This is a genomic window from Rhodospirillales bacterium (assembly GCA_028824295.1).
GTDB lineage: Bacteria > Pseudomonadota > Alphaproteobacteria > TMED109 > TMED109 > VXPW01.
Genome location: JAPPED010000030.1, coordinates 23,489 through 43,368, shown reverse-complemented (window position 1 = coordinate 43,368; position 19,880 = coordinate 23,489). Strand labels below are relative to the sequence as shown.

The window sequence follows — 19,880 nt, the reverse complement described above, 5'->3', positions numbered from 1 at the left end:
GTCGATCACGGTGGCGCCGGGCTTGATCCAGTCTCCTCGCACCATTTCCGGGCGGCCGGTCGCAGCCACGAGGACGTCCGCCTGCCGGCAGACCTCCGGAAGGTTGCGGGTATGCGAATGCGCCAACGTGACGGTGCAGTTCTCGGCGGTGAGCAGCGCGGCCATCGGACGACCGACGATGCTGCTCCGGCCCACAACCACGGCCTGCAGCCCAGCCAGTTTGCCGAGACCTCCGCTCTCGTCATCGCCATGGGCTTGTCGCAGAAGTGCGAGGCAGCCGCTTGGGGTGCACGGAACGGTCTCGGGCCTCCCGACGGCCAGGAGCCCGGCGTTCCGAGAATGAAAACCGTCGACATCCTTGCCCGGCAGCACGGTGTCGAGAACGCGATGCGATGCGATGTGTCTCGGGAGCGGCAGCTGCACGAGAATTGCATCCACGGCGTCGTCGCTGTTCAGCGCATGGACGAGCTCGATCAGGTCGGCCTCGGTCGTATCCGCCGCCAGGTGGTGGGCGGTCGAGCGGATTCCGCATTCGGCGGCCTGTCGGCGCTTCGTCAGTACGTAGGTCTCGCTCGCCGGATCATCGCCCACCAGAATCGCGGCGAGGCCGGGGGCGGAGCCGAACTTCCCGGTGGCATCAGCCACATCGCCGGCCAGCCGCGCACGCGTGCGGCGCGCCAACTCCTTTCCGTCGATGATCATGGCCGACATGGACACAGACTCAGACGGAAGGCGGCGACAGCGTTGCGGGCGGCATCCACCCGTTGACGTGCCTGCGGGGCCACATACTGTATCCTTTTTTACAGGCTTCCTCGACTGTCCCACCCCACACGCGGTTCCGCACGGCCGGTGCGCTTCCGCTTGAGAGAAACGACCCTGCAGCCTCCAGCCAACCTGACCCCGAGTACCGGCGGCATCGTCGTCCGATTTGCCGGTGATTCCGGGGACGGCATTCAGCTATCCGGTATGCGACTCACCATGGCCGCCGCCCTGGGCGGCAAGGGTGTTTCCACGCTTCCCGACTTCCCCGCGGAAATCCGGGCACCCGCCGGAACCACGTACGGGGTGTCCGCGTTTCAATTGCGGGTGGGAGAGGGCGAGGTCCTCACCCCGGGCGACACGCCGGACGTGCTGGTTGCCTTCAATCCAGCGTCTCTCAAAACCAACATCAGCGACCTCGACCGCAACGGCCTCCTCGTCGTCGATTCGGGCACGTTCACTGCGCGCTCGCTGAAGAAAGCGGGCTACGACGACAATCCGCTGGAAGCGGAAGCGCTGAACGGGGTTCGCGCGCTTACTCCCGATATCACGCGGCACACGATCGATGCGGTCAAGGAGTTTGATCTCGGCCAAAAGGGATCGCTGCGCTGCCGCAACATGTGGGCCGTGGGCCTGACGCTGTGGTTGCTGGATCGGGACACGTCCGAGGCCGAGCACTGGATTCGCAATCGCTTCGGCGACACGCCGGTCGGCAATGCGAACCTCGCGGCGTTGAAGGCCGGCCATGCTTACGGAGAGACCACCGAGCTGCCCAGCCTTGATCTCTTGCAGACGCGAGAGACTCCGCACGATTGGGCACCGGGCGAGTACCGCACGATCACCGGCGCGGAAGCCCTGGCATTTGGCCTTGCTGCAGCAGCGGAACGCACCGGTTTGGACATCGTTTTCTGTGCCTATCCGATTACGCCAGCATCCACCTTGCTGCACCAACTGTCGGCCATGCGCCGGCGCAACGTCTTGACGTTTCAGGCTGAGGACGAGATCGGTGCTGCTTGTGCCGCGATCGGAGCCTCCTATGGAGGGGCGCTCGGCGTCACGTCAAGCTCGGGGCCAGGAATCTCTCTCAAGGCCGAAGCACTCGGCCTCGCGGTCGCCGTCGAACTGCCGCTCGTGGTTGTGAACTCCCAGCGCGCCGGACCGTCGACCGGCATGCCCACCAAGACAGAGCAGGCGGACCTGCTACAGGCCTTGTACGGTCGCCATGGCGAAGCCCCCCTGGTGGTACTGGCTCCCAAGAGCCCGAGCAACTGCTACACGACGGCCATCGAGGCCGCCGGTATCGCCATCCGCCATATGACGCCAGTGATGATCCTTTCGGACGCGTTCATTGCGAGCACCTCTGAACCCTGGCGCCTGCCGGAGCCGGCGCTGCCAGGTTCCGAAACGGTCGAGTTTCGGACCGACCCGGATGGCTTTGAGCCGTTTGCCCGCGATCCCGACACGTTGGCCCGTGCCTGGGTCAAGCCCGGCACTCCCGGTCTCGAGCATCGAATCGGCGGGCTGGAAAAGAGCGCCGGAAGCGGCGGCATCTCCTATGACCCCGACAATCACCAACTCATGAACGACGCACGTATCGCCAAGGTTGCCCGGGTCGCGTGCGCGCTGCCGCCTGCAACGGCGGAGGGCCCCGAAGACGCTTCGCTGTGCGTGGTGACGTGGGGGTCCACGTTCGGGGTTGCGCGGGAGGCGCTTGCCCACTGCCGGGGCACGGGGACCGTTGCGGCGCACATCCACTTGCGCCACCTGCACCCCCTGCCTGCAAATCTCGGTGACCTGCTGGCGTCTTACCGGAGAATCCTGGTGCCCGAGGTCAACTCCGGGCAGCTCGTGCGCGTGCTCCGGGACCGCTTCCTGGTCGATGCAGAAAGTCTCCCCAAGGTGACCGGGAAGCCGTTTCGGGTCGATGAGTTGGTCGCTGCGATCGAAGGCCGGGCGAAGACCGTCTCATGAATGCCCCGGTTCGAGTTGCGCGGGACTATGAATCCGGGCAGGAAGTTCGCTGGTGTCCGGGTTGCGGTGACTATGCGATCTTGCGAGCAGTGCAGAAGACGCTCGCGGGGCTTGACGCGAACCCGTCGAACACCGTGTTTGTCTCCGGTATCGGCTGCGCGGCGCGGCTTCCGTACTATCTCGCGACGTACGGTTTTCACACCATTCATGGCCGGGCCCCGGCGATCGCGACCGGCCTCAAGCTGGCCAATCCGGAACTCGATGTTTGGCTGGTGACGGGCGACGGTGATGGCCTTTCGATCGGTGCCGGCCATCTGCTGCACCTGTTGCGGCGCAACCTCAACTGCCAGGTCCTGCTGTTCAACAACGAAGCTTACGGGCTGACCAAGGGGCAGTATTCGCCCACGTCGCGAATCGGCACCGTGACGCCCTCCTCCCCGGCGGGCTCCGTCGGGAACCCCGTGTCCGCCTGCCGCTTCGCGCTGGGCAGCGGAGCGAGATTTATCGCCCGCGGTATCGACACGCGCATCGCCGAACTGCAGACGACGCTCAGCGCGGCCCATGCGTTTGCCGGAACTGCGTTCGTGGAAATTCTGCAGAACTGCATCGTCTACAACGACGGGGTCTTTGCCGACTTCACGGAGCGTTCGGTCGCGGCGGAACGCCAGATTCACGTCGTCCACGGCGAGCCGCTGCGCTTTGGCCCGGACCTGAACCGAGGGCTGATCCTGGATCGCGACGCGTTCGCGCTCCAAGCCGTGTCGGTCGGTGCGGATGGCGTGCCGGAGGAGGAAGTTCTCGTCCACGACCAGTCGAACCGAGCCTTGGCCACGCTCCTCGCCACTATGGAAGGCCCGGATCTGCCGCTCGCGGTCGGCGTCCTGTTTGCGGAGGAAGGGCCAGTCTTTGAAGTGGAAGTCCGTGATCAAGTGGAGGAGCGCGGCCATCTTCCTCTGTCCGACCTGTTGCGCCGAACCTCAACCTGGAAAGTCTCGCCCTGATGTGTCACCGAAGACTGCCGGCAATCCTTGTCGTATCGCTGCTGGCCCTGGGTCTCGTCAGCCCCGTCCAAGCGGACCCGACCCCACAGCTCATCGAGGTCTTCAAGCGGAGCATGCTGAGTTGGAGCATCGATTACGACACGCTGCGGCCCAATCGTGCGGGTGCCGCGTGCATTCCCTGGGGATCGCTGGACGAAGCGTTCCTGGACGAGGGGATTTTCGAAGCCCTGGGCTACGCCTGGCAGGTGGCTGGCGAACCGGTCGCCGCCCGCGCAGCTATGGAGGGCTGCGAACGGATGCGGCGCGGGAACCAACTGGGCAAGACTTGTACCTGCGAATTGCTGCTCTATAACGATGACGTACGTCTGGTTTTGCCCGAGGCAGCAGAGTGACCCATGTCTCCCCTCACCCGTTGGCTGCGCAACTGGTCGAGACCGCCATCCGTTCGGGCGCTGACGAAGCAGACGCCCTGATTGCCTCGGGCACCGCACTGGACGTGTCGGTGCGCAAGGCTGAAACAGAATCGATCGAACGTTCTGAAAGCCTGCAGGCCGGGCTGCGGGTGATCGTTGGCGGACGCCAGGCATCCGTCGCGATGTCTGATGTCGCGGACGAGGCCGCCCGGACGGAGCTTGTGGAACGGGCTGTCGCCATGGCCCGAGTCACGCCTGAAGACCCGCATGCCGGCCTCCCCGAGGCGGGCAGCCGACCCACCGATCCGGTGCCGGTGCCCTTGAGCGATGCCGCCATTCCCACCACCGAGACCCTCGGCGAGTGGGCGGCCGCCGCGGAGGAAGCGGCGCTCGCGGTCAAGGGAATTACCAATACCGAAGGCGGACACGCGGGTGCAGCCGACACCACACTTACCTTGAGTGCCAGCGACGGGTTCGACGCAGCCTATCGGCGCACCCATCACTCCCTGTCGGTGAGCGTTGTCGCTGGAACCGGCACGGGCATGGAGCGGGACTACGATTATTCCAGCGCCGTGCGCCAGACCGACCTGACGGATCCGGCCGAAGTCGGCCGCCGCGCGGGCGCCCGGACGGTCGCCCGACTGGAACCCCGCAAGGCGCCCTCGGCCCAAGTACCCGTGGTGTTCGAACCGCGGGTCGCGGCAGGCTTGCTGTCTCTGCTGGCGCGGGCCATCTCCGGGACTGCGGTCGCGCGGGGCACGACGTTCCTCAAGGATCGGATGGGGAGCCGCCTGTTTCCGCAGGGCATCAACATCACGGACGATCCGCTGCGGCCCTTCGGGCACCGATCCCGCCCGTTCGACGGCGAAGGCGTTGCCGTCGCGTCGCGGCTGGTCGTCGACGATGGCGTACTCCGGACCTGGCTGCTTGATTCGCGCTCGGCGCGGAAACTGAACCTCTCCTCCACCGGGTCCGCCGCGCGGGCGCCGGGCGGCGTGCCGGAGCCGGGCCCGAGCAACCTGTTCCTCGCGGCTGGCGCCGTCACGCCGGAAGAGCTGCTGAGCGATATCCGAAACGGGTTCTACGTCACCGAAATGCTGGGAATGAGCTTCAATCTGGTAACCGGGGACTACAGCCGGGGGGCGACCGGGTACTGGATTGAGAACGGCGAGAAGACCCATCCCGTGAGCGAGGTGACCGTCGCCGGCAATCTCACCGACATGTTTCGGAACGTGACGCCCGCTGACGACCTCATGTTCAGGACGGGCATCGACTCCCCCACCCTTCGTATCGACGGCATGACAGTGGCTGGCATCTAGGTCCTATTCGACCTAACTCCAACACCCCCGGGTGGACGCTCCCACCTTTCACACTTCGCGGAATCATCACGTGCAAAGGGCAGCATGCTATTTGACCGTATTCGAGCAGCACTCGCCGGATCTCTTCCCAAGGCCGACAATGCTGCTGAACCGGAAGAGGGCAGCCCCGTGGAGATCGCCTGCGCGGCGCTCCTAGCCGAGGCGGCCGGGATGGATGAGCAATTCGACCCAGTGGAGCGATCGACCATCCTGACGCTGCTGCAGCGCCGCTTCGAACTCGACGGCCCGGCGGCGGAACGGCTGCTGGAGCAGGGCAAGGCGGCCGGTGACGAGGCTTCGTCGTACTACCGATTCACGCGCGCAATCAACGATTCTTGGGACGACGAGGCTCGCACCGAGCTCGTCTACCTGTTATGGTCCGTGGTCTGCGCCGACGGTCGGATCGATCCTTACGAGGACATGCTCGTCCGTCGGATCGCCGGACTCTTGCACGTACCGGATCGCGCCCGGGGCGAAGCCCGGAGACGCGCGGTCGCATCGCTACCAGACCATTCCAAGCCGACCGAGGATTGTCCATGACCTATGTCGTCACCGAAGCCTGCATTCGATGCAAGTACATGGACTGCGTTGAAGTCTGTCCTGTCGACTGCTTCTACGAAGGCGAAAACATGCTGGTGATTAACCCCGAAGAGTGCATTGATTGCGGGGTGTGCGAACCGGAATGCCCGACCGAAGCCATTCTTCCCGACAGTGAGGACGAGGCGAGAAAATGGCTCGATTTGAACACCGAGTATTCGAACGTCTGGCCGAACATCATTCGAAAAGGCGACTCTCCCGAAGACGGGCCGACATATGAGGGAATGGAAGGAAAGTACGAGAAGTTCTTCAGCAAGAATCCCGGCGCTTCAGCCGGTTAGTGCGGGTCCGGATCCCAACGTCTGGGCAAGCCGTCCCGGCCCGTACGACCGGCCCCCGTTCCGCCGACCGGTTTGATCCGCCATTCGGAAGCCGAGACCCATGACCGCCACCGCATCGAAGACATCCTCGTCCAAGTCGAAATCCGCCAAGGCGCGGCGCAATCCGCCAACTGCTTCCAAGTCGACGTCCACCACCCAACGTTCGGCGAAGACGCCAGCTGACCGCACCGATCGCAAGTCAACGGCAGCGACCACGAAGAGCGCCAAGACTGCCCCGAAGGCAACCGCGAAGACGGCATCACGGTCGAAGGGCGCTGGCGCCGCCAAGGCGGCAACACCGTCCAAGTCGAAGGCCAAGGCGGCGGCTGCACCATCGACGTCAGCCAAACCCAGCAAGGCCGCGACCGACACCGCCAAAAAGGCCAAGGCACCGCCCAAAGCCAAGGCGCCGGCCAAGGCGAAGGCTGCGCCGAAAACGAAGGTCGCGGCGAAAACGAAAGCTGCCCCGAGATCGACATCCCCGGCCAAGACCGCCCGTAAGACCGCCGCTTCGAAGGCCGAGAGCAGTGGCGCGGCCGCGCCGGCGACTCGCGTTGGTGCGGATGACGCTCCGAAGGCTGCGAGCAAGAAGGAAGCTGCTGCGGGCCAAGCGGCTAATGCCGTGACGACCGCGGCTGCAGCCAAGCCCAAACCGGACCCAAAGCCGAAACGGCCGGCCGCACGGAAACGCGCCTCGCCGCGACCGGAAGGTTTCAAGAACGGTAATTGGGTTGTTCATCCCTCGCACGGGCCAGGTAGGGTAGTCGGATTGGAGAAACAGTCGCTGGGCGGCGAAACGCTGGAGCTGATCACGATTGCGTATGGCCGCGAAATGGCCCGACTGAAGATTCCTGTAACCCGTCTGCAGGAGCTGGGGCTCCGGCCAATCAGCAACAAGTCCCAGATCCAAGCGGCTACCAACACGCTGAAGAAGCCCGCCCGGATTTCCCGCACCATGTGGAGCCGGCGCGCCCAAGACTACGAAAGCAAACTGCATTCCGGAGACCTCGTGCAGATCGCGGAGGTCCTGCGAGACTTGTATCGGGCCCCGGACGGCCCCGAGCAGTCGTTCAGTGAACGTGAACTCTACAAGGACGCCCTCGACCGGTTTTCCCGGGAGCTGGCCGCTGCTGAAAAGAACCTGACCGAGGAAAAGGCCGCGCAGCGGCTGGAAGGCGTGCTGCGAAGGGCAACCTGAAGCCTCGTAACAGCCGAGATCCGGCGCCGGAGAGGGCCCGTTGAATACGCAAGAGACTCTTCGCACTCTCGTCATTGACGGCGAGTCGTACGGCTACCACAGTCTGCCAGCGGCGGCGGCAGCGCTGCCGGAAATAGCGCATCTCCCCCGATCGCTTCGGGTGCTGGCGGAGAATCTGCTCCGGCAAGGCGACCACGCCGCTCTCGTCAAGCTGGCGGCCAACGACGGTACACCCGGACAGCCGCGCGAGATCGGATTTCGTCCTGCGCGTATCCTCATGCAGGACTTCACCGGCGTACCTGCCGTGGCCGACCTGGCAGCAATGCGGGACGCTGCACGGACGGTCAATATCCCGGTCGAGCGCATCAATCCGCAGACTCCGGTGGATCTCGTGATCGACCATTCCGTCATGGTCGACCAGTTTGCCGCCGACAGCGCCTTCGCGCGGAACGTTGATCTTGAGTTCGAACGCAATCGCGAGCGCTACGAGTTCCTGCGCTGGGGGGCGGGAGCGTTCCACAACTTTCGGGTCGTACCGCCGGGCACCGGTATCTGTCACCAGGTCAATCTCGAGCATCTAGCGCAGGTTGTGTGGGTCAGCGAACAGGATGGATCGAAGGTTGCCTACCCGGACACTGTGGTGGGGACTGACAGCCATACGACCATGGTCAACGGACTCTCGGTTCTGGGCTGGGGCGTCGGAGGAATTGAAGCCGAAGCCGCCATGCTCGGTAATGCCATCTCGATGCTGGTGCCCGACGTCGTGGGGGTTCGCCTGAGAGGACGGCTTCCCGAAGGGGCCGGCGCCACGGACCTCGTATTGACCGTGACGCGGATGCTGCGCGAACACGGCGTGGTCGGGAAGTTCGTTGAGTTCTTCGGCTCCGGAGTGCGTGACCTGCCGCTGGCCGACCGCGCAACCCTGGCGAACATGGCGCCGGAATATGGTGCCACCTGCGGGTTCTTTCCTGTCGACCAGGAGACGCTGCGCTATCTCGAACTTTCAGGCCGTGACCGCCACCGGATCCGTCTCGTCGAAGGGTACGCCAAAGAACAGGGCCTCTGGCAGGACGTTGACGGCCCGGACCCCGAATTCACCGACGTGCTTGAGCTTGACCTCGGCACCGTGGAGTCCAGCATCGCCGGTCCGAAACGACCGCAGGACCGCGTCCCCCTGCGCGCGGCGAAACAAGCCATGGCCGAACTGGCCGACGTTTCCGGTCGGCCGGTTCCGGTGTCCGGAACCGGCTACGCGCTCACGAACGGCTCCGTGGTCATAGCCGCAATTACAAGTTGTACCAACACCTCGAATCCCTCGGCCATGGTGGCGGCCGGGCTGCTCGCGAAGGCGGCACGGGAACGGGGCTTGGATCGCAAGCCCTGGGTCAAGACGAGTCTCGCACCCGGAAGCCAAGTGGTGACGGACTATCTGGACGCGGCGAACCTCACGACACCGCTGAAAGAATTGGGGTTTCATCTCGTCGGCTATGGCTGCACCACCTGCATCGGGAACTCCGGTCCGCTCGATTCCGCCATTGTCGAGGCGATTGAACACGGGGACGGCCTGACCGTCTCGGCTGTCCTGTCAGGGAACCGCAATTTTGAAGGAAGAATCCATCCGAACGTCCGGGCAAATTGGCTGGCCTCGCCAGCGCTGGTCGTGGCCTACGCAATCGCCGGGACCATGGATCTTGATCTCACGAGCGAGCCCCTCGGAACCGACCCCGACGGCAACGATGTCTTCCTCAGGGACCTCTGGCCGGACAACGCCGACATCCAGTCCACCATTGCCACGTCGCTGAAGCCGGAGATGTTTCGGCGCCGCTACGGCGCGGTTTTCGAAGGTTCCGCAGCGTGGCAGACGATCGCCGCGACCGGCGACTCGACGTACCACTGGCACGACGAATCCACATATGTACGGCGGCCACCGTTTTTTGACGGCATGACCCCTGAACCCGCACCAGTGGGTGACGTCCGCAACGCCCGCGCCCTGCTGGTGCTCGGTGATAGCGTGACCACCGACCATATTTCGCCGGCCGGTGCAATCCGGGCCGACGGGCCCGCCGGGGAATGGCTTAGCGAGCGGCAGGTTCGACCGGTCGAGTTCAACTCGTTTGGTGCTCGCCGCGGCAACCACGAAATCATGCTCCGGGGCACCTTCGGCAACATTCGTATCCGGAATGAGCTCGCGCCGGGCACCGAGGGAGGCTTCACGCGGCACCAGCCCAGCGGCGAGCTTCTCTCCGTCTACGCCGCTGCCGAGCGGTATCGAGTCGACGACGTACCGCTGATTGTCATCGCCGGACGGGAGTACGGAACGGGTTCGTCCCGCGACTGGGCTGCCAAAGGGACGCGGCTACTGGGTATCCGGGCTGTGATCGCGGAGAGCTTTGAACGCATCCACCGCACCAACCTGATCGGCATGGGCGTGTTGCCACTCGTGTTCGAAAGCGGCGTCACGCGTCAGGACCTTGGCCTCGACGGCACGGAACTGTTTCACGTGTCGGGTTTGGATGGGGGCATCAAGCCGCGGGACCGGCTGCAGCTGACCGTGTTGCGGGCCGACGGCAGCCGGCAGGAGTTCCAGCTCCGTAGCCGTGTCGACACCTCGGACGAGGCCGAACATTTCCGAAACGGTGGAATCCTTCTCACCGTGCTGCGGCGCATGGCGCAAGCGGCCTGACCCCCACCCGACTGAGGTGGTTCCGGTCCGGCCGACTCGCGACGATCTCGCCTTCGCCGTCGGGGTTCCTAATGCCGGCGTCCGGTGAAGGCCGGTGCCGGATCGGTCCAGGCGCCGGTCTCTCCCCTGCACCAATGGCCGTTGGCGCGGTCTGCCGCGGCCGCCCGGCACTGCACGCATGACGTCAGCGAGGCGGTCGAGCGGAGGTTCCCCCGGAACCGGAATGCCGTATCCGCTCGGCGACCGTCAGCACGGGCTCAATCGGCTAGGATCACGCGCCGGTAGCCAGTGCGCAGGTGTCACCCTATAACCGACGAATGAAACGCTTCCGGGCATACGGCGCTGCGGCCGTCGCGGCGGGGATTCTGTTCGCTCCGATCGTCGGGCAGGCGGGTGAGCGCGCCGTCGTCGTTGAGCTGTTTACGTCGGAAGGCTGCTCCTCCTGCCCGCCCGCGCACGCGGTGATCGGCCGGATCGCACGCAACCCCGACATCCTGGCGCTGTCGTTTCACGTCGACTACTGGGATTACATCGGCTGGAAGGACAGTTTTGCCGCTCCTTGGGCCACCCGACGGCAGAAAGCGTACGCGTCGCGGCTTTCCAGTGGACGGGTCTATACCCCGCAAATGGTGATCTCCGGCAAGGTCGATGTGGTCGGTTCTCGCGCGCCACAGGTGATGCGGGAATTGCAGCGCGCGCTCGAGACAGCACCGCCCACACCGCTCTTGCGAATCGTCGAGACTGAAGGCGAAAGCGAGATCCTCACCAACCGGCACGATACGCCCGCCGAGATCTACCTGATTCGATTCGACCCCGTGCGTGAAACCCGCGTCCTTCGAGGCGAGAACATGGGACGCCATCTCCTGACGTTCAACGTGGTGCGAACGTACCGGAAAATCATCGACTGGGACGGCAGCGCCCAGCGCATACCGCTACCGCGGGATCTCGACGATCACCCGGGCCAGATCATGGCTGTAATCGCCCAGCGCCACGGGCAGGGAGAGGTGCTGGGCGCCGCGGTCGTAGACTAGGGCCGGGATCGCGAAAGACCCTCAACCAAACCCGCGGCTGATCAGCCGGTTCGTCCTCCTCCCGAACTTCGCCAGATCGGATACGGGCTCGCCGGCCACCAACCGCGCGTGGTCGAGCAGCACATGCGCTGCGTCGTCGAACTCCTGGTCGTTGACATCCTCACGCCCCATGGCGCGGATCAGTTCGTTCGCCGGATTGATTTCCAGGACTTTCCGGGACAGCTCCTGCAGCTGACCGTGTCGCTGCAGCAACTTTTCCACCTGAAGGTCCATGCCGTCCTTGGGTGCGACCAGCACGGCGGGCGACTCGGTCAGCTGATCCGACCGCACCACATCGGCCACCGCCCCGCCTAGGACCGTTTTGAACCGCGAGATCAGCTGTCCCACGTCCACATCGGAGGTTTCCCCGGAGGCCGCCTCCGGCTCTTGCGGTTCAAAGCGGGACAGGTCGATACCGCCCTTGGTCACGGATCGCAGTACTTTCCCCTGGTACTCTCCGACCCGTGGCACCCAGAAGTCGTCGACCGTGTCCGACAGCAGCAGCACCTCAAGGCCGCGGGCCCGGAAACCCTCGATCTGCGGACTCTCGGCAAGCTGATCCGGGTCCTCTCCCGAGATGTAGTAGATCTCTTCCTGCCCCTCCTTCATCCGGTCCACGTACCCTGGGAGGCTGACCAGTTCGTCGGACGCCTGTCCACCCGCGGAGCGGAACCGAAGCAGCGCCAGCAGCCTGTCTCGCCACTCGTCGTCGTCGTAGACGCCTTCCTTGAGTACCGGGCCGAAGATCTTCCAAAACCGTGCGTACGCCTCCGGCTCCTTCTCCGCCTTGTTCTTCAGCGCATTGAGCACGCGCCGGGTGATGCTTTGACGCAGGCGAGCGACATGAGGATCCTGCTGCAGCATTTCCCGACTGACGTTGAGGGACAGGTCCTCTGAATCGACGACCCCTCTGACGAACCGCAGCCAGGGCGGAATGAGGGCATCTGTCCGGTCGGTGATGAACACCCGCTTGACGAAGAGACGCAGCTGCCGGCGCCGTTCGGGGTCGTACAGATCCAGTGGTTGCTCGGTCGGAATGAACAGAAGCGTGACGTACGAGAGCTTGCCTTCCGCTCGGTTGTGAAGCGTGATCCAGGGCTCATCGAAGCAGTGTCCGACATCGCGGTAGAAGGAAACGTATTGCTCGGACGTGATTTCCTTCTTCGGCCGGGTCCACAGTGCCGCAGCAGTGTTGATGACCTGTGGCTGCTGATCCTTGCCAATCCGGAGTTCGATCGGTACGGACACGTGGTCCGACCAAGTGCGCACGACGTGTCGCAACCGGGCCTCTTCCAGGTATTCCTTGGCGTCCTTCCGCAGGTGCAACCGCACGCAGGTCCCTCGCCGGGACCGCTGGGCTCGCGCGATCTCATAGGTACCGCGGCCATCGGAGGACCACACCCAGCCCTTTGTGGTGCCGGCCGCGACGCTTTCCACTTCCACTCGCTCAGCCACCATGAACGCCGAATAGAAGCCGACTCCGAATTGCCCGATCAGGCTGAGATCGGGTTTCTGCTTGCCGTCGTCCGACTTCTTCATCCGCTCCACGAAGGCCCGGGTTCCGGATCGAGCGATGGTGCCGAGATCCTTGGCGAGGGCCGCCTTTGACATCCCGATGCCGTTGTCCTCGATTTCAAGGACCCTGGACTTGGGATCGACCGACAGCAAGATCTGCGGATCGGGGCTGTCACCGAGGAGTTCCGGTTTGGCCAGAGCCGCGTAGCGGAGCCGGTCAGCTGCGTCGGCCGCGTTTGATACGAGTTCCCGCAAGAACACGTCGCGCTGGCTATACAGCGCGTTGACCATCAGGTCGAGAAGCTGCCCGACCTCTGCCTCAAATTGGTGCCGCTCTGCCGGCGACGCTTCCTTGCTGGCTGCGGCCATGCCCGGGATCCTCCATACGCTCGGCGGGCAAGGGCCCGCTGAGCGGATATGGAGAGAACCCGGCTCGAATGCAAGACCGGGAAGGGAATCTAGGCTGGCGCGGCGGCCAGATCCTGAAACGCAAGCACCTTACGGCGCAGCTTGGTGATCGCCTGGTGCTCGATCTGTCGCACCCGCTCCTTGCTGACACCCAGCTCCGAGCCCAGCTCTTCGAGCGTGCGCGGTGTCTTGGCGAGATGGCGCGCCCTCACGATCCGGCGTTCCCGCAATGTCAGCGACCGGAGCGCCTTGCGGACCCAGCTCATCCGCTTGGTGTACTCGACGCGCTGCACCACCTCGGCCTCGGGGCCTTCGCGCTCGTCGACCACTGCATCCTGACGCTCTTCGGTGCCGTCTTCATACAGTGGCTGGTTCAGGGAAGTGTCGCCAGCGGCACCCAGTCGGTGCTCCATGCGCTCGACTTCGGCTTCGGTTACGCCCAGAGAGCGAGCAACGATGTCGCGATGTTCCGGAGTCAGTTCAGCATCCCCGTAACCCGCCAACCGGGCACGGTATCGAGACAATCCGAAGAACAAGGACTTCTGCGCTGCGGTCGTGCTGGTCCGCACGACGGACCAGTTTCTCAATACGTAGTCCTGGATGGCCGCGCGAACCCACCAGCTGGCGCAAGTCGAGAACCGCACGCCGCGCTCGGGGTCGAAACGGTCTGCGGCCTGCACCAGACCGATGTGCGCTTCCTGGATCAGATCAGACATTGGCACGTTGTAGTTGCGGAACCGCTTGGCGATGGAAATGGCCAGCCGGGCGTGGGCTTCAACCAGCTCGTGCATGGCGGCCACATCGCCTTGCTCCCGCCACCGGAGCGCCAGTTCGCGCTCGCGTTCCGGGGTAAGCAGGGGGGCGCGCATGGCATAGTTCACGATATTCTTGGTGGTCGTCGAGCGATTCGGGCTCTGGGGTAATTTTTCCATCAACTCCCCTCTTTCCGCCGAATGAGCGATCACGGTTCCGTGGACCAGAACGGGCAACGGTCGATGCACATTCGGTTCCCATGCCACGCTACGCGCAAATTCGCGCGATTACGGCAAATTCACAGAATTGTTAGGGACTGATATCGACTACTTGACAGGTCAGGTTTGTTCCTATGTGTTGCAGTTATAATCCTGTGTTGCAAGAACATGCATGAAACATCCGCCGCTGCCTGCCCCGCCCCACCAGAGTGCCGCCGAACCGGCGCCTAGCGCGCCTGACGGCGCGGAACATCGCCAGATCGTCCACCTGGTGCTGTTCCACCGGCCGGCGCAGCTGCACGGCGAGGGGCGATCGCACTCAGCGACACTGGCGACCGGTGAAATGAATCGACGGCTAGCAGCGTAAGCTGTCAAGTATTCGATATAGGCCCCTAGGTGATCCAGCGGAGCCGTTCATCGTCCAGGTCACCCGGCACGATGGTGAGGGGAATGTGGAGCCGCTTGGTCACTTGGCTCGACAGGTAGGAGATCAGTCTATTCGAACCGGCGCCTTCCGGCGCAGCCCCCAAGACCAGGATATTGATGCTCTCGTCTTCTTCGATCGTCGTCAGGATCGTGTTGGCCTTGTCTCCCTGGTGTACAGCCATCTCCGGCCGTACGCCAAACTCCTCGAAGACTTCGCCGGCACATTCTTCCAGTGCAGCTCGCGCCTGATCGCGCGCCTCCTCAGCCATGATCTCCTGGACCGACCCGCTCAAGTTGAAGGCGTTCGGTTCGATGACGTAGATCAGGCTGACCTTGCCACCAGTGTTCTGGGCACGCATGCAAGCGAAACGCAGCGCCGTGCGGCACTCCTGGCTATCGTCGATGCAAACCAGGAACTTGATCCGGCCGGCCGGCCGTTCGCGTGGGCGCTCTCCTGCCATTGCTCCGATCCCATGAATTGTCCAAGCCCGCCACGGCCTCAGCAGATTCTAAGATATTGATATTAAAGTAATTCTATCGGTTCGAGCGGCCGAATGAAACAGTTTGCCGTTGTTCATGCCTGAGCGCAACCGCTCAGACACAGCAGGCCGCCCTCCCATCCGGCGCGACCGCACCGGCCTCGACGCTTCGACACGATGGCGAATCGCGGCCATGCATCGGGGCGGGTGGTGTGCGGAGCCTCGGGCCGCGACACCCGGACAGACCAATGGCCGACTCATGCATGGGCTTGGCGGTACCCGTGCCCGCAACGGCGAAACTGTTCCCGGGAACGGCCCGTTGAGCCCCGCACTTTCCGCGCCTACCTTTCGTCCGCTGCGCCATCGCGAACGGTCATCCGCCCGCCCACGCCCTACCCCCGGACGAAAGCCATTGTTCTACCTCCATCTACTCCTTGACGCGCTGAAGCCGGCCGTCGTCCTTATCGGAATCGTGCTAGCGCTCGTCATTGGCGGCGCGGCGGCCGCAGAACCAGCGAAATTCGCGTTCGGCGCGACTGACGAGCCGTCAACGGGCTCGGCGGCGGCGCATGGCCGGTACTCGGCAGGGTGCCTCGCTGGCGCCGTTCAACTCCCGGAATCGGGACCTGACTGGCAGGCTATGCGCCTCTCGCGAAATCGTTACTGGGGGCACCCTGACACGATCGCTTTCATCAAGCGCCTGGCCCAGGAAGGGCGTTCCGTCGGCTGGGGGGGACTCTACGTCGGCGACATCAGCCAACCGCGTGGCGGCCCCATGCTCTCGGGCCACCGGTCGCATCAGGTCGGACTGGACGTCGACATCTGGTTGCGTCCGGGACGCAGGCTGAATTTGAGTACGGCGGAGCGCGAAGAGATCGGCTCCCCTCCGGTCGTCTCGGCCGACCGGCTGCACGTCAACGAACACTGGACGAGCGCTCATGCGGAGATCCTGGAGACCGCCGCAAGCGACCCGGCGGTAGCCCGAATTTTCGTGAACGCCGCCATCAAGCGGCAGCTTTGTGACACGAGAGAACCCGGCGACACGAACTGGTTGCGCAAGGTCCGGCCGTGGTGGGGGCATGATTCCCACTTTCATGTACGCCTGCGCTGCCCGCCCGGGGATGCATGCATCGAACAGCAACCCCCGCCAGCAGGGGACGGTTGCGACGCAACACTCGCCTGGTGGTTCACCGACGAAGCACTGAACCCGCCCCCACCGGCACCTGGAGAGGTGCCGCCCGAACTCACGCTCGCCGACCTGCCGGAGGCCTGTCAGGCGGTCATCGGCAACGAATAAGGGGCGGTTCTCGACCGGAGCAGCGGCTGCGACCTAGGGGATTTCCGGCGTGTTCGGCGCCGGGTGAACGCGAACCGGTGGACGAAGCGGCGCGCGCGACCCAACCGGCCCGTGCCCCGTCGCGCGGCGCGCCGTCACCACCGCAGCCTTGCGCCCCAACGGCGCAGCGGACAGTGACCGCTACGCGCCCAGTGCGCTCTCTACAATCAGCATGTCCACGACGTCCCGGAGGGCTTCATCCCGGCTAGCCCCACGGGCACGCGCCTCGTCGAAGGCATGGCGCTGGCGGTGCGCGCTCGTGCCGCGGGCCAGGATCTCCCGTGCTGTCTCCAATTCGCCGGTACATCCCAGTTCATCGGCGTCCGTGGCAACCAAGTCGAGGATTTCGTCAAGTAGGTCCGGAAACGGCACGATCTCCCCTCGTCCGAAATCGATGAGGCCCGCATCGATGCCGTACCGCTGGGCCCGCCACCGGTTTTCCGCCACCAGCATGGGCGCGTAACCGCGCCATCTCTGGTTCATTCGGCGCAGACGGAACAGCATGTGCACCAAGCAACGGAACAGCGCCGTGATCACGACGGCGTCTTCGAGCCGTGTGCACACGTCACAAATGCGCATCTCGATGGTCGGGAAGCGCACCGACGGCCGGATGTCCCACCAGATCATGCTGGCGTCCGGGATCACGCCGGTGCTGGCCAGCACGTTGACGTGGCGCTCGTACTCGCCCCAGCTCGCGAATGTCCCCGGCAGCCCGGTTCTTGGCAGGTTGTCGAAAATGGACAGCCGGTAGGAGGCAAGTCCAGTGTCTTCGCCATGCCAGAAGGGGCTGGAAGTGCTGAGCGCGAGCAGATGGGGCAGGAAGTACGCGACCTGATTCATCAGGTCGATCCGCAGATCATCCTCGGTGATGCAGATGTGGACGTGCATCCCGCAGGTAAGCAGCCGGCGCCCTACGCCCTGCAGATCTCGCGCCAGGTCGATGTAGCGAGCCTGGTCGGTCGATCGCTGATCCTCCCATTTCGCGGAGGGATGGGTGGAGGCCGCAACCAGCGCCAATCCCTCCCGTTCAGCGCAACCTGCGACCGTTTCCCGAAGCCGCAATAGGTCGTCCCGTACCTGGCCGACCGTCTCACAGACCTCGGTGCTGACCTCGATCTGCGACTGCTGGAATTCGGTCTTGACCTGCGAGCCGAGCTTTGCGACGCAATGGTCGAGCAAGGCCGTGGGGGCGGCGCGAATCAGTTCACGACTGTCCCGATCGACGAGCAGGTATTCCTCCTCGACGCCGACCGTAAAGTTCTTTGCGTTGGCCACGATATCCCGCTCTTCGGTCACGCCGCTCGGCCTGCACGGGCACGAGATGGTCGGTGGTACTCGACGATCTGCGGCCTGACAACAGCCATGCGGGGCCCATCTTCCGAGGGGGGCTTATATCCGCGACCTGACACCGATATAAGCCCCGGTGTACGCAATACTTGACGATCAGTGCGCACTCCGCAGCGGGCACGAGAGACCGGAACCGTACCTGTGCGAACGGCCCGCGCTCACCCCGGCGACACGACGTTTCCGGGCCGACCCTCCCTCTTTGTCCGGCGGGACACCCAAGGAACCCTGTCATGAACCGAACCCCGGTCTCCTTTTACTCGGAAGGATTCCAGCTCGCGGGTGATCTCTTCCGCCCTGACGAACCACGACCTGACGGGATGCGTGCCGGCATCGTGCTTTGCCATGGCTACACCGGAGTCAAGGACCTCTACCTTCCGGACAACGCACGGGTGCTCGCCGAGGCCGGGTACGTCGTCCTGACGTTCGACTACAAGGGCTGGGGGGAGAGCGAGGGGGCCCGCACCCGCCTGGCTCCCTACAGCCGGGTCGCCGACGTGCAGGCCGCTCTCACCTTCCTGGGGGCACAGGACGATGTGGACGAGCAGCGGCTCGGTATCTACGGCACGAGCTACGGCGGTGCAACGGTCGTGTGGACCGGAGCAATCGACCGGCGAGTGCGTTGCGTCGTCAGCGTGGTCGGGATCGGCCACGGTGAGCGGTGGATGCGAAGTGTCCGCCGGCCGGACGAATGGTCCGACCTGCTTGACCGGTCTGCTTCCGACCGCGTCAAGCGCGCCATGGACGGCCAGTCGGAGTTCGTCGAGCGCGGTGAGGTGCTGCTCCCCGACCGCCAGTCGGCGGAGCTGGCGGCGGCAGCGCGCCGCACGATCCCGTCAGCGCTCAATACCCTACCGCTTGAGTATGTGGACGAGACCCTCAGCTTCCACCCGGAATGGGTGGTGGACAGAATCTCGCCCCGCCCGGTTCTCTTCATCACGACCGACGACGACCGACTCGTGCCGCCAGAAGAATCCCGGGAGCTCTACCGCCGTGCCGGCGAGCCGAAGAAGCTGGTGGTGCTCGAAGGCTACGGTCACTACGAGGTGTATGCCGACCCAGCTTTCAGTGAGGTGATGAACGCGACCCTCGCGTGGTTTCGGGAACACCTGCCGGCGGCATAACTATGGGCCGCGCCCATGCACACGGCCCCAGGAAGGCGGAGGCGCGCGAATCCCACCGTCACATCGAACCGGTGGTCAGGCGCGCGCGGGCAGCTCCGGACCGGCGCCTCAGTTCGTCTTCCCCGCCGAACACTCCTTCCCTGAAATCTCCGTCATGATTCGGTCCAGCCACGGGATCGCCTCGGCAATGCCGGAGACATCCGAAACGAACTCCTGACCGCGGGCGACCGCATGCAGCGTGTTGTCGCAACCCCAGCGCTCGGGTTTCGCGTGATAGGTCAGTCCTGCGCGGCGCAACCACGGCGGAACGTTCCACCTGCTCGCCAGACCGTCGGCTGACGAGAGACGAAGGCCCAAGCCGGCGGCGACGGCGGTCGTTCCCTTGCCAACATAAATCGTGTTGTTCGGATGCCAGTCGCCGATCGTGTGAGGGTGCCGTCGCGAGAACCCCTGCAACAGGCGCTCGGAGTCGGGACTCGATCCAGGTGCGATCACCTCTTCCACCTCGAGATAGCCGAAAATCCGGTGATGCCTGTCGCTGTGGTCAGGGTTGCCGAACAGGCCGAAGAACAGGAACACATCACCCAGACCGACGCCAGTGTTTGACAGATGGGACTGCGCGGCGCCGGCTTGGCCAAACGCACATCTTCCGGCTTCGAACATCGGATCGTGATGGCAGTAGCTTGCCCCGTCCAGCCGGCCGTTCGTGGCCTGTCCCACAACCTCGCCGAGCCCGAGATCGTCGTAAGTCGTCCCGGACGGACGATGCCGCGTTGGAATGGGGATACTGATCGGTCGGCCATTGACGATCGGCGAGATCCCCCGACCACCCTGGTCGCTGCTGTCGAGGCCCTTGCGGCTTAAGACAATCTTCACGCTCAATCGGCTTCCGAATCCTCGGCGGTCG

At 64.5% G+C, this 19,880-nt stretch carries 17 protein-coding genes and 1 pseudogene; 11 read left to right on the top strand and 7 right to left on the bottom strand.

All coding sequences use genetic code 11. The annotated features are described in order from the left end of the window. Nucleotides 1-711, bottom strand: a 711-nt coding sequence (locus OXH60_12460) for a bifunctional methylenetetrahydrofolate dehydrogenase/methenyltetrahydrofolate cyclohydrolase (protein MDE0712931.1), incomplete at its 3' end; no start/stop codon positions are given. Nucleotides 712-861: 150 nt separating this feature from the next. Between OXH60_12460 and OXH60_12455 the strand changes: the two genes are divergently transcribed. The 6 genes from OXH60_12455 to OXH60_12430 all read left to right on the top strand — a co-directional run bounded on the left by OXH60_12455 (nucleotide 862) and on the right by OXH60_12430 (nucleotide 6,380). Further along, the gene (locus tag OXH60_12455) at nucleotides 862-2,730 is read left to right on the top strand and encodes a 2-oxoacid:acceptor oxidoreductase subunit alpha (GenBank protein MDE0712930.1); all 1,869 of its coding nucleotides are present in this window, start codon (nucleotides 862-864) and stop codon (nucleotides 2,728-2,730) included. After that, nucleotides 2,727-3,731 carry a 2-oxoacid:ferredoxin oxidoreductase subunit beta gene (locus OXH60_12450; GenBank protein ID MDE0712929.1) on the top strand — a complete coding sequence of 335 codons (1,005 nt, stop codon included), beginning with the start codon at nucleotides 2,727-2,729 and terminating at the stop codon, nucleotides 3,729-3,731. The genes OXH60_12455 and OXH60_12450 overlap by 4 nt, the downstream gene beginning before the upstream one ends. Continuing rightward, nucleotides 3,731-4,123, top strand: coding sequence for a hypothetical protein (locus OXH60_12445; GenBank protein MDE0712928.1), 393 nt, complete (start codon nucleotides 3,731-3,733; stop codon nucleotides 4,121-4,123). The genes OXH60_12450 and OXH60_12445 overlap by 1 nt, the downstream gene beginning before the upstream one ends. After that, complete coding sequence (locus OXH60_12440; GenBank protein MDE0712927.1) at nucleotides 4,120-5,463, top strand: TldD/PmbA family protein; 1,344 nt, start codon at nucleotides 4,120-4,122, stop codon at nucleotides 5,461-5,463. The genes OXH60_12445 and OXH60_12440 overlap by 4 nt, the downstream gene beginning before the upstream one ends. 84 nt (nucleotides 5,464-5,547) lie before the next feature. After that, a complete protein-coding gene (locus tag OXH60_12435; protein MDE0712926.1) occupies nucleotides 5,548-6,042 on the top strand; it encodes a TerB family tellurite resistance protein in 495 nt (164 codons plus the stop codon). Beyond that, nucleotides 6,039-6,380 (top strand): ferredoxin family protein, encoded by a 342-nt coding sequence (locus OXH60_12430; GenBank protein ID MDE0712925.1) that lies wholly within the window; start codon nucleotides 6,039-6,041, stop codon nucleotides 6,378-6,380. Before OXH60_12435 ends, OXH60_12430 begins: the two co-directional genes overlap by 4 nt. Here OXH60_12430 and OXH60_12425 read toward each other — a convergent pair. Next, complete coding sequence (locus OXH60_12425; GenBank protein MDE0712924.1) at nucleotides 6,369-7,007, bottom strand: hypothetical protein; 639 nt, start codon at nucleotides 7,005-7,007, stop codon at nucleotides 6,369-6,371. The genes OXH60_12430 and OXH60_12425 overlap by 12 nt on opposite strands. A gap of 133 nt (nucleotides 7,008-7,140) precedes the next feature. Here OXH60_12425 and OXH60_12420 point away from each other — a divergent pair. From OXH60_12420 to OXH60_12410, 3 genes and pseudogenes are all read left to right on the top strand, one after another. Further along, nucleotides 7,141-7,617 (top strand): annotated as a pseudogene (locus OXH60_12420) (CarD family transcriptional regulator). A 40-nt stretch (nucleotides 7,618-7,657) separates the two neighbouring features. Then, nucleotides 7,658-10,300 (top strand): aconitate hydratase AcnA, encoded by a 2,643-nt coding sequence (gene acnA / locus OXH60_12415; GenBank protein ID MDE0712923.1) that lies wholly within the window; start codon nucleotides 7,658-7,660, stop codon nucleotides 10,298-10,300. 296 nt (nucleotides 10,301-10,596) lie between these two features. Next, complete coding sequence (locus OXH60_12410) at nucleotides 10,597-11,331, top strand: DUF1223 domain-containing protein (GenBank protein ID MDE0712922.1); 735 nt, start codon at nucleotides 10,597-10,599, stop codon at nucleotides 11,329-11,331. Nucleotides 11,332-11,352: 21 nt separating this feature from the next. Here the strand turns inward: OXH60_12410 and htpG are convergent, their stop codons facing one another. The 3 genes from htpG to OXH60_12395 all read right to left on the bottom strand — a co-directional run bounded on the left by htpG (nucleotide 11,353) and on the right by OXH60_12395 (nucleotide 15,151). Beyond that, nucleotides 11,353-13,254 carry a molecular chaperone HtpG gene (gene htpG, locus OXH60_12405; GenBank protein ID MDE0712921.1) on the bottom strand — a complete coding sequence of 634 codons (1,902 nt, stop codon included), beginning with the start codon at nucleotides 13,252-13,254 and terminating at the stop codon, nucleotides 11,353-11,355. Nucleotides 13,255-13,343: 89 nt separating this feature from the next. Continuing rightward, a complete protein-coding gene (locus OXH60_12400) occupies nucleotides 13,344-14,294 on the bottom strand; it encodes an RNA polymerase factor sigma-32 (GenBank protein MDE0712920.1) in 951 nt (316 codons plus the stop codon). A gap of 362 nt (nucleotides 14,295-14,656) precedes the next feature. Beyond that, entirely contained in the window at nucleotides 14,657-15,151 is a 495-nt protein-coding gene (locus tag OXH60_12395) for a universal stress protein (GenBank protein ID MDE0712919.1), read from the bottom strand. Between the two features lie 430 nt (nucleotides 15,152-15,581). Here OXH60_12395 and mepA point away from each other — a divergent pair, with 430 nt between their 5' ends. Continuing rightward, on the top strand, nucleotides 15,582-16,466 hold the full coding sequence (gene mepA, locus OXH60_12390) for a penicillin-insensitive murein endopeptidase (protein ID MDE0712918.1): 885 nt from the start codon (nucleotides 15,582-15,584) through the stop codon (nucleotides 16,464-16,466). Nucleotides 16,467-16,646: 180 nt separating this feature from the next. On the opposite strand, the gene OXH60_12385 is transcribed toward mepA, so the two are convergent. Further along, nucleotides 16,647-17,801 carry a carboxylate-amine ligase gene (locus tag OXH60_12385; GenBank protein MDE0712917.1) on the bottom strand — a complete coding sequence of 385 codons (1,155 nt, stop codon included), beginning with the start codon at nucleotides 17,799-17,801 and terminating at the stop codon, nucleotides 16,647-16,649. 281 nt (nucleotides 17,802-18,082) lie between these two features. On the opposite strand from OXH60_12385, the gene OXH60_12380 reads away from it, so the two are divergent. Further along, nucleotides 18,083-18,973: an alpha/beta hydrolase gene (locus tag OXH60_12380; protein MDE0712916.1), complete on the top strand. Its 891-nt coding sequence runs from the start codon at nucleotides 18,083-18,085 to the stop codon at nucleotides 18,971-18,973. Nucleotides 18,974-19,081: 108 nt separating this feature from the next. On the opposite strand, the gene OXH60_12375 is transcribed toward OXH60_12380, so the two are convergent. Then, nucleotides 19,082-19,849: a hypothetical protein gene (locus tag OXH60_12375; protein ID MDE0712915.1), complete on the bottom strand. Its 768-nt coding sequence runs from the start codon at nucleotides 19,847-19,849 to the stop codon at nucleotides 19,082-19,084. Between the last annotated feature and the right edge of the window lie 31 nt (nucleotides 19,850-19,880).